Genomic DNA, 10,021 nt, shown 5'->3' on the forward strand with positions numbered 1-10,021 from the left:
ATCTAGGACGTCTCGGAATTTCCCCAGACGGTGCTTGCCATACATCCCTCGTTGGGCAGATCTCGCATTAACAACATATCCGTCTGGGTCCCAGCCCGCATAATGACCGCCGTCGAGCTCCAGGCCTGCGTTGCGACCGCCCGATGCTTCGGTACGCTGCGAATCACCCAGGCAAGCGGCGTAGTTGGTACGCCCCTTTGCTGGAAGCCCGGTGCCCGGGTCGCTGGGGCAGCGAAGCATGGCTATCTCTGTGAGCCATGGGGTGTAAACCACCCCACCGGTCAATGGATGGGGCCCCATCGCAGGATACTGCTCACCCGCATCGATCGTGCCGTTGCTGTTCGCATCAACCCATAGCGGGTTGGATATCTGCTCCCACAGGCCTTGCTGCTCGAAGAATGGTGTCAAGCCGACCAGGGCGCTCAACTGCATTGCGTTGTGATCGTTAAAAGCTTGGTACATGTGCCCGCCTGACGCGAGCGGCCCATTCAGCGTCCCCGACTTGGTGCCGACGCCATGCATCGTCAACCGGTTGTACGCAGAATGGTAATTGTGGATCGCAAGACCGAGCTGCTTGAAATTGTTGCTGCAACTCATTCGGCGGGCGGCTTCTCGGGCAGCCTGAACAGCGGGCAAGAGCAGCCCAACCAAAACGCCGATAATCGCAATCACAACCAGCAATTCCACCAAGGTAAAGCCAAGGCGGCGATTCTTCGTTTTCGTTGTCATAGTAAACTCTACAAAAAAATTCGTATTTACTCGGGAGCATCAAATGGTTGCACTTGATTTGCCGCAACACACGGCGTGTCCCCTTTTCATTACGTCGGTTCTATTTTAGCGTGTGAATTTGGAATTAGGTTTCCGATTTGCCGCAAACTGTTGCGGTGTTGCGTCGGTAAATCATGGGGTTCTTTTCGGTTGAGATGCGGTGGGGTTCTTGTTTGCCGCATTCGATTTTGGCGGTTTGATGCCTATGGCATGCCACGCCCGACCAACGTGCTTGGTGGGGGCTGTCTGACTGTTCGTTAGCTTTCAACTCGCTAGCGATTCACGGCAATCGTTTTTGCACTTTGACGGAGCGAAGAACTGGATGTCGCCGGATTCCGTGTCGCTGTTATTTTGAGAGCAGCAGTTGCAGTTCGGCTACGCTCGCGTGGAAGTTTTTGATGGGGCCGCCCGGGGATGCGGAGGCGGGGGTGTCGGTTTGGATTCGCACCGCGTCGCATTTCATCGGTTTGTCGAAACGTAGCGTTTCGGTTGCGGCGGATCCGTCGAGTGTTCCGGTCGCTGCGGTCGTCCACGTCCCCGAGCCATCCTGCGTCGAGATGGTGTATTGACGAAAGCGTGTGCGGGAGATGTCTTTCCGTGGGGTGATCTGCACGCCTTCGACGAGCCGGCTCTCTCGGAGAGTTAACTCGATCCAGTGCGGGGGTGGCGATGCGGGATTCCATGCGCTGTGCCACATCGTCTGATTTTGACCGTCGATTGCCCGATAGGCTTCGTAGCCGGGCTGCATGCTGCTGGCGTTGATGCTTTGGGTCGCTTGTTCGGTCGGTGATGGTTGACGTAGCAACGAGCGGAGTTGAGGTTTGGATAGCGAAGCGGCGGGAGCAAAACGCTCGCTCGCGATGTAGTCGATCATCGACCGGCGTAACCTTTGGGCGACGGGGCGTTGGTCGAGATCGTTCTGCAGGTCAATCGAAGTCGCCAGCAAACTGCCGTTGCCCATGCGAGCTTCAAACGCGAGTGCGAGTTTCTGAGGGACGAACCAATTCGGGACCACTTGGATGATGGGATCAATCTCTGTGGGGAGTTGGTCGAGGTGCATCGTGGCCGAACGCGAAACCAGTTCCCACCACTGCCAATTGGAGTGATCGTCGGTTGGGAAATCGCGAAGGCAGGCATGGCTGGGGTCACACAAAATTCCCATCGTGTGTGGTGCTTGCCCGTTGGTCCAAGCCCAGTTCCAAAAGATCGGTGACATCCCGATTTTGACGTCTGTGGCGACTCGGTCGGCGGGAAGATTGAGAAGCACGCGTTCGCCTCTCGCGGTGGCATCGAGGGCGTCGTCCAGGTTGGTGGCCAGCGTCACCGAACCGGTTGTCGTGGGGGCGTCGGCATCGATGGACGGGTAAACCCAAAAGTCCCAGCGGTTGGTGATGGTGTCTTTGCCGTCCGGGATGGTGACTTCCAAAACGTACTTGCCTGCGTTGGTGATGCTGTCGAGTTCGCACCGAATTTCACCGATGCGGTACAGGTCGCCGGGCGCTTGTCCTGTTAGCTGCCATGACCCTTGCGCGAGAACTGTTTGAGTGGCTTGAGATTCCTTGGCCGGTTTGTTGACAGCGGCGTTGGAATCGGATGTCTCTGCAAAGTCGGGGTTGCGCGGCGATGGTGAGCGGCGGATTTTCCAGGTTGCTTTGCCCTGCAGCGGTTGGTTGCCGAAGTGTGAGATTTCGACCTCGGCAGAAAATTGTTCCTGTCCCCGCCAAACTCGTTTCGGCATTCTAGCCAGCGGGATAACCGGGCCGCAGAAACCGCGGAATTCCGATGTGTTCATGTAGGGTTTGGGATCCCAGAACGGGTCGAGCATGCCCACCGTTGCGGTTCCCTGCCCGGGAAAATCATGGAGGTCGAGCAGTTGGAAGCCGCCGAAATTTTTGGTGCGGAGTGCCGACTCGATCTCTTCCTTGTACGTCAAAACTTGCAAGCGTCCGGACGCCATCAGGAAGTCGCGTGCCTGGTGCAGCATTCCGCTTTGTGTCAGGAAGTCGCGGAAGATTTCAAAGTTCTTTGGTCGCAGGGCACCGGTGTATTTCTCGATCTCGTCAAAATTTGGATAGACACACCATTGACCAATTTCGTGGGCGACCACCGGTGCGGATTGACGAGAGATAAAGTCGCTGTAGTCCGTCGTGGTTTCTGGTGCTCGTGCGTTGATGCGGCTCTTTAGGCCTTGTCCCCATTGTTGGATTCGCGGTTTTGGGGTGAGGTGGTATTCGTTCTCGCGAATGCTCGGCCAACCGGCACCCGAGGTCACGAGCACGCGATCTTCTTGTTGTTTGAAATGTTCAACCCAGGGGCCGAGGAAATCGCCGCCGTTTCCCGGTCCGCCTGGTTCGTTGCCGGCGCAGAAGAGCAGGAACGACGGGTGATTGGCGTAGGCGGTGAGGACCCGGTCGCCTTCTCGGTAGAGCCACTCGTCGACCGGGCGACCGTACCCGAGGCCAACGGATCTGTTGGGCCACGTCGAGCATTCGACCTGGAAGTAGAACCCCAGTTCGTCAGCCGCGACAAATGCGGCTTCAGGTGGGCACCACGAGTGGAAACGAATGTGGTTGAGTCCGTGTTGTTTGCAGATGCGGATGATCCGTTTCCACGAGGCGACGTCCGTGGGCGGGTAACCCGTCAATGGGAAGATGCAGCATTCCAACGTTCCGCGAAGAAAGATCGGTCGGCCGTTGAGTTGCAGTTTTCCGTCACGAGCTTCGATTTTTCGAAAGCCAAACGTGCCCAACCATGAAGACGTGCCCGACCATGAAGACGTCGTTGATGGTGCGGGCGTGCCTGAATCTTTGGGAAGTAACGATGCCGTCAATTCGCATAGCTCAGGAGAAAACTCGTCCCACAGTTGAGCTTGGGCATCGAGCAACATGGTCTTTTCGATGATGTTTTCACCGGGAGCCAGTTCGATGTCGGATTGATGTTTGGCGAGCGAACGTCCGTTTTGCGTGACCTCCATGAGAAGGCTGCAGGAGCGCGGTTTGTCGAAGCGGTTGACAAGGATCGATTGGGTGGCGACCGAGTGCTTGTCAACGTTGGGGTGGATGTTGATGTGATCGATATCGACCATCGGATGCGCGGTCAGTGATATTTCACCTACGATGCCGTGCCATGCGGATTGGGTGTGGTCCGACACACTGTGTGAGTTGATGCCCACGTCGATGGGCTGGAGAGAATTGTTCACCACAATTGCCAATTCGTGTTTTCCCGGCGGCAAGGCGTTGGTGAGGTCGAATCGATGGGCGGTGCTGAGGGAGTCTCCGCCGGTGATCAACTTACCATCGACCAGAACACTGGTCTGCCAATGAGGGCGTTCGAGCGTGAGGATGATCCGCTGATCTCGCCACTGATTTGGGATTTCGATCTGGCGTTGATAGGTCGCTCCGCCGACATAGTGCAGATTGGGTTGCAGCCAAAACGGAAACTTGAAGTTATCTTGTTCGCGGTACGGGGCGTATTCAGGTTGGTTCCAGAGCGACTCTTGCGTGCTGGCGATCCACGGCGTGTCGGGGCCCGGTGGGATTCCCACGCCGGAGTCTCGCAGGGTGCCGGGAAGTTGGACTTCGTGGAGCATGCCATTGTGTCGGGACTGATTCTCGCGAGTTGCGGCATCGTCATTGGTGGCATCGTCATTGCCAGTGTCGTCATTGGCGGCATGGTCATCGGCAGCGTGCGAGCTGTCGTCCATCCGGACCTGCCATGTGCCGAAAAGATCGATACGGTTGAGCGGCGTTTGATCCGCAAAACTGCTTTGCGACAAATTTGCCACGCCGAGGCCCGCTATGAGCAGGAAACAGGCCGTGCCGAACAAGGGGCGACATGGTTTTGATGCGTGTCTGCAGGGAGCAGCGGCGATGTTTGGCATTTGGGGAGGCGGGGCAGCAGGAGGGACGCGACCGGAAGGTGGGGGGACTCGTTTGCCGTATGTGGTCGATCAGGTTTTAGGACTGAGCGAGAACTATTTCGCACGAACTCCAACTATGCGTGCAAAAATCAGCGCATTGATTGGGGGTTCCTATTAATGCTCATGCGCGTCGCATCGAACGGCCCCTCCGGCAATTTCTATTTCCTGCGTTTGGTCGCCGCGGGATTGTTGAGCTCCACCGCTCGAGCGTCGTTGGGGCCAATATTGTCTCTATGGAAATCAATACAATCCGCTTTTTTGTCTACCGGCTTCCAATTTGCCGCATTAGTATAGTGCGTCGAGAATGTGCTTTAGTGCTTAGTGTGTCCCGCTAAAGCAGTGATTTAGGTTGTTTCCGGTTACGCAGCGGCGTGAGTGGTCGCTCTCTACGAGAACTTTCTCCCCAGGCTCCATGAAGCAAGTTTCCAAAAAACCGCAGGTTCTTCTGTTCGTTGAGTCATCGCGCGCTTATGGTCGGGGCTGTCTTCAAGGCGTCGCCGGTTACCTGCGTGCCCACAACGGGTGGGACGTTTTTCACCTCGAACGCGGGCTCGGAGAAGCGGTGCCGGCGGAGTTGATGGGGCACCAGTTTGACGGGGTGATCGCGCGAGCGGAAAACGAATCGACCGCACGGGCGATCGATCAACTCGGGCGATGGGTCATCGATTTGCGTGGCAGCTTTGCACCTCGACGAGGCGTGACGATTGATACCGACTCTCGCGATTGTGCTCAGATGGCAGTCGACTACTTTGTCGAACGTGGATTTCGTCGGATCGCTTTCTGTGGATACCAGGGCGTCGATTTTTCGGGGGCTCGGGGCGACGCGTTGGTGGAGATCTGTGAGCAAAACGGGATCGAAACCGAACGTCTCGATCTGGTACTCGCGGACAAGACGGCCGTGAATGCGCCCATGGAAGGCGTGCTCCGACATGAGGCAAACGCCGAGATCGTTGAGACGGCGTTGGTAAAGTGGTTGCAGCGTCAATCGTTGCCGTGCGCGGTGTTTGCGTGCAACGATGTGTGCGGTCGGCAGGTGGTTCGAGCGGCGGTGAATACCGGATACCGGGTGCCGGAGCAATTGGCGGTTCTCGGTGTCGATAACGATGAGGTGATCTGTGATTTGACCAATCCGCCGTTGTCGAGCATCGAGCCGGATGCGTACCGGATCGGGTTCGAAGGGGCCTCCGTGCTAGACCATTTGCTCGCGGGGGAAGACGGCGCTGCGTCCTCGTGCGGACTCGCCGAAGGGGACAGGGAAAAACTGGATCCTGCGACGGCGAAGTTTCTTGCGTCGATACCGGCCTCGAAAGAAGAGTCCTATTGTCACCGAATGACGATTTCACCTCGTCGTGTGGTGACGCGTTTTTCGACGGACGTCTTGGCGGTCGATGACCCGGATCTTTCCGCGGCGATCGAGTTCATTCGTGACAAAGCATGTGATGGGATTGGCGTGTCGGACGTCGCGAAGTGCGTTGCGATTTCCCGAGCGACGTTGGAGCGACGTTTTCGTGGGAGCCTCGATCGCACTCCCCGTGAAGAGATCGAACGCGTGAGGTTGGAGCGGGCCAAGACGTTGCTGTTGCAGACCGATTATGGACTCGATCGGATCGCATCCATGACCGCCTATAGCAAAGCCCCGCATTTGATAACCGCGTTTCGACGGCAAACGGGCATGACGCCGGCGGTGTTTCGCAAACGACATCGTCGGACGTGACGCGACGTTTCGCGTCGAATGCTTTTGCGTGGCGGCCCGAGCTAGATGCGTCACCCCGATCAGGAGCAGTGAGGGCGATGAAGGGCGATGAAGTGCGGTGAAGTGCGGTGAAGTGCGGTGAAGTGCGGTGAAGTGCGGTGAAGTGCGGTGAAGTGCGGTGAAGTGCGGTGGCGAGTTGTTGAGCCTATTTCTCGTCGATGATCGACTGAAGTTCTTTTTTCATCATTTCGGCGCGCTCTTGGTGATCGGCGATGACGTTTCGAGTTTCCCCGGGATCGTCTAGCAAATTGAAAAGAGCAAATTTGGGCTGCTTGGTGCGTTTCATTTTAAGGTCCGCGTTCTGCATCGCGCGTCCGTCGCATCGGACGAGTTTCCAATTGCCTTTGCGATAGCCATAACTGCCCCATCCGTTGTCTTGCTGGACCAGGGCGGAGCGGCCGACCGCGTCGGTGTGGCCGAGCAAGGCTTTCATCACATCACGGCTGTCGTGCAGGGCCGCATCGGGGACTTCCGCATTCACCCACGACGCGAGGCTGGCGGCGAGGTCGATCGTGCAGACCACCTTTTCGCTGTCGCCGGTCGGGACTACGCCGGGCATTCGGACGATGAACGGAGTACGCGTGGCGCCCTCGTAAACGTTGTATTTGCCGCCACGGTAGGGCCCGTTTGGGTCATGGTCGCCTAGCAGTTCGTCGGCACGGTCTTGGTAGTCGTCGATCAAAACCGGACCGTTGTCGCTGCAGAAAACAACGAGCGTTCGGTCGGTGAGATTGAGTTGATCCAGTGCCGCGGTGATTTGTCCAACGGTCCAATCGAGTTCCGCGATCGCGTCACCCCGCGGTCCCATGGGGGACTTGCCTTGGAAGCGTTCGTGAACAATCCGCGGTGCGTGCAAAGAGTGAGGCGTGCAGAGCAGGAAGAACGGCTCGTCGGCGTGATCGGTGAGCCATCGCTTTGCCTCCGACGCGCATCGGTCGGCGAGGTCTTCGTCGCGGAACAAGGCCGCTTTTCCGCCGGTGAAGTATCCGATCCGGCCGACTCCGTTATGGATCGTGTCGCGATGACCGTGGACAGTCGAAATCCGAGTTGCGTTGGGGAAGTTTTTCACGTCGGGGTGCTCTGGCGACGGGCTTTTGTATCCCACCCACAACGGGTCGCTCGGGTCGAGGTTTTCAACGTGATGGTTTCGAACCAACACCGGAGGGACACGGTCGTTGGTGGTCGGAAGGATCAACGCGTCGTCGAACCCGATCTCGAGAGGACCGGGAGCGAGTTTGCCGTTCCAGTCCGGGCCGTCCGGTTTCGGGCCGAGACCGAGGTGCCATTTGCCGATCACGCCGGTATGGTATCCGGCGCCCTTCAGGACCGACGCAATGGTGGGTGTCCCCGCGGGGATCAGAGCGGGCGAGTTCGGTGGAGCGATTCCCGAACCGGGAACACGAAACGCGTACACGCCGGTGAGCAGTGAAAACCGCGTCGGCGTGCAAGTGCCGGCGGAGCAGTAGGCCTGTGTGAATCGCAGTCCCTCGGCCGCGAGTCGGTCAATTTCCGGAGTCGCGACCCCGGTTCCGCCGTAGCAACCGACATCGCCGTAGCCGAGGTCATCGGCCATGATGATGACGATGTTGGGACGGTCCAGCGGGGAGGCCGCTGCGTCGACAAACGCTGAGCCGACGCAGATCGAGAGTAGGATTGCGGCGGAGAGGATCAGACGTGGAAGCTTCATGGTGTTTGGCAGCATCGTCACAAATCGGTCAATCGGTGTGGTGCGAATGCGTCAGCAGCAGATCGCAATTCGGTATCGTCGCGCGTCAAAGCCTAAATTCAGCGTAGCGAAACTCGCCAAGAGTTTCGGGAGTCCCGGAAATCACCAAAAGTCTTGGCGACTTTCGCTACACGAGGCAGATCGCCAGCGTACACAATCGGCACGTGACTGGAGAGCACCGAAAGTCTTGGCGACTTTCGCTACGGTATTCAGCCCTCGTTCATGATCGTGACGCACTAGTATGTTATCTCGAATCGGACGCGGGGTTTTGCGTGGAATTTTGGGGAAATGTGAATTCGTTTGCTGCCGTGCCGGCGTTGCGCCGTTGTGGTTGGGGAACGCCGACCCGCGGGATCTGAGGCGGCAATGAGAATAGGAACAGACAGATTTTGTGTGAAGGTGAGAAGCCTTGGACGCAGGCGGCGGGGAATCGGGCGGTGATTGTTTAGCGAGTGAATTTGGCTTTGGCGGATCGATTGAACTCTTCGAAAAGCTCATCGTGAGTGTGGTTTTCGAATTCGTAGTTCCACGGTTCGATGTATCGCATGCCGAGCCGGGTTGCTTGTTGGAAGACAGTCGCGTAGTCGCCGTTTCCAAACCGCTGGGCTTGATCGGAGCGTCCGATGACTTGGCCGTAGAGGTCACCGTCGTATTTCTTGAGCACGGAGAGCAGATTGCTCTGGTAGCTGGTCTTGCCGGAGATCCACCAGATGGCGACGCCGACGCGGTCCTCGTACTTTGACTTTTGGAATTCGCTGATGATCGAGGCAGGGATCTCTGCGCTGCGGAACAGTTCATGGAGTTCGAACGCGATGGCCTTGTTGGGAAAGGCGTCCATCACGCTTTGGGTCGCCTCGGTCGCGGCGTTGACCCAAAGTTCGCCGAACTTGGCCGCGGCGTTTCGCGCACGCGGGTTGATACCGGCGGCCTGAAGGAGTGTTTCATCGGGGACACCATTGAAATGTCCTTCGGTGCCGTTGCTGGTCATCTGCGGAACGTAGACGAGTTTGAGACGCTCGTCGTTGCGGTATTTTTGACCGACGGCTGACAGCATCATCTTCATGCGTTTTTGAACCGTCCGGTCCCAGTACTTGGGCATGTCGACGGGAGTTCCGCGGAATGAAATCTCAAACGTTTCCACGTGCATGTCTGTAACGAGCCACTCGGGTGCGAGCGAACGAGGCCGCTGCGGTCCGCGGGATGGGGCTCTTCGTCCTTGGTTGTTCCCACCGCGTTGAAATCCGGCAGGCGGTCGGCGGTTTCCTGGGAAGCGACCATTGGGGGCTGTGCGAGTGTTCATTCGCGATTGATCCCCCGAAGTCGCTTCGGGAGACGTCCATCCGCCGTGAACGGCGAGCGTCCAGTTCATGCCGGGCCTGAGAAGTTGCACCTGTTGGTCGATGCGTGAGAAGTCGAACTTGCCGGGGGCAGGTTCGATTTCACTCCACATGACACGGACGAGGCCACCCATCATGTGTTTGTTCTCGACGGCGCGAGGTGTGATCACGCTCGCGTACGTGCCTGACGGTTTGTCAACGTCTTTCCCCAACGCGGTTGTGGCGACGAGGAAGGGGACAAGCAATACTGCCGTGGTTTGGTTCGCATTCATGGCGATAAAACACTGCCGGTTTGCAAAAGTTCCGGCAGCGTCAAGCGAACACGACGCTCTTTCGCAGACATCAGTCTCGAGGGATGTTGATAAAACCGAGTGCTCACGCACTTCGGCTCACGTCCAGGCTTGCCCCGGCGGAATCAACGAGTGAGCCGAACGGCCGTAAGGCCTCGGGTGGGAACAGTCGAGCGATGTTGAGGCCGAACCTGCCCAAAACCCGAGTGCTTACGCACTTCGGCTCAC

At 57.8% G+C, this 10,021-nt stretch carries 5 protein-coding genes; 1 reads left to right on the forward strand and 4 read right to left on the reverse strand.

The annotated features are described in order from the left end of the window. A partial coding sequence (locus RSSM_RS24625; RefSeq protein WP_044303575.1) for a DUF1559 family PulG-like putative transporter occupies positions 1-729 on the reverse strand: 729 nt, incomplete at its 3' end. Between the two features lie 385 nt (positions 730-1,114). Next, positions 1,115-4,552 carry a discoidin domain-containing protein gene (locus tag RSSM_RS24635; protein WP_008686190.1) on the reverse strand — a complete coding sequence of 1,146 codons (3,438 nt, stop codon included), beginning with the start codon at positions 4,550-4,552 and terminating at the stop codon, positions 1,115-1,117. A 547-nt stretch (positions 4,553-5,099) separates the two neighbouring features. On the opposite strand from RSSM_RS24635, the gene RSSM_RS24640 reads away from it, so the two are divergent. Continuing rightward, the gene (locus tag RSSM_RS24640) at positions 5,100-6,401 is read left to right on the forward strand and encodes an AraC family transcriptional regulator (RefSeq protein WP_008686191.1); all 1,302 of its coding nucleotides are present in this window, start codon (positions 5,100-5,102) and stop codon (positions 6,399-6,401) included. A 184-nt stretch (positions 6,402-6,585) separates the two neighbouring features. Here the strand turns inward: RSSM_RS24640 and RSSM_RS24645 are convergent, their stop codons facing one another. Then, positions 6,586-8,127, reverse strand: coding sequence for a sulfatase family protein (locus RSSM_RS24645; RefSeq protein WP_052336113.1), 1,542 nt, complete (start codon positions 8,125-8,127; stop codon positions 6,586-6,588). A 484-nt stretch (positions 8,128-8,611) separates the two neighbouring features. After that, positions 8,612-9,775, reverse strand: coding sequence for a hypothetical protein (locus tag RSSM_RS31945; RefSeq protein ID WP_008686196.1), 1,164 nt, complete (start codon positions 9,773-9,775; stop codon positions 8,612-8,614). Positions 9,776-10,021: the final 246 nt, after the last annotated feature.

Source organism: Aporhodopirellula sallentina SM41 (assembly GCF_000346505.1).
GTDB classification, from domain to species: Bacteria; Planctomycetota; Planctomycetia; order Pirellulales; family Pirellulaceae; genus Rhodopirellula; species Rhodopirellula sallentina.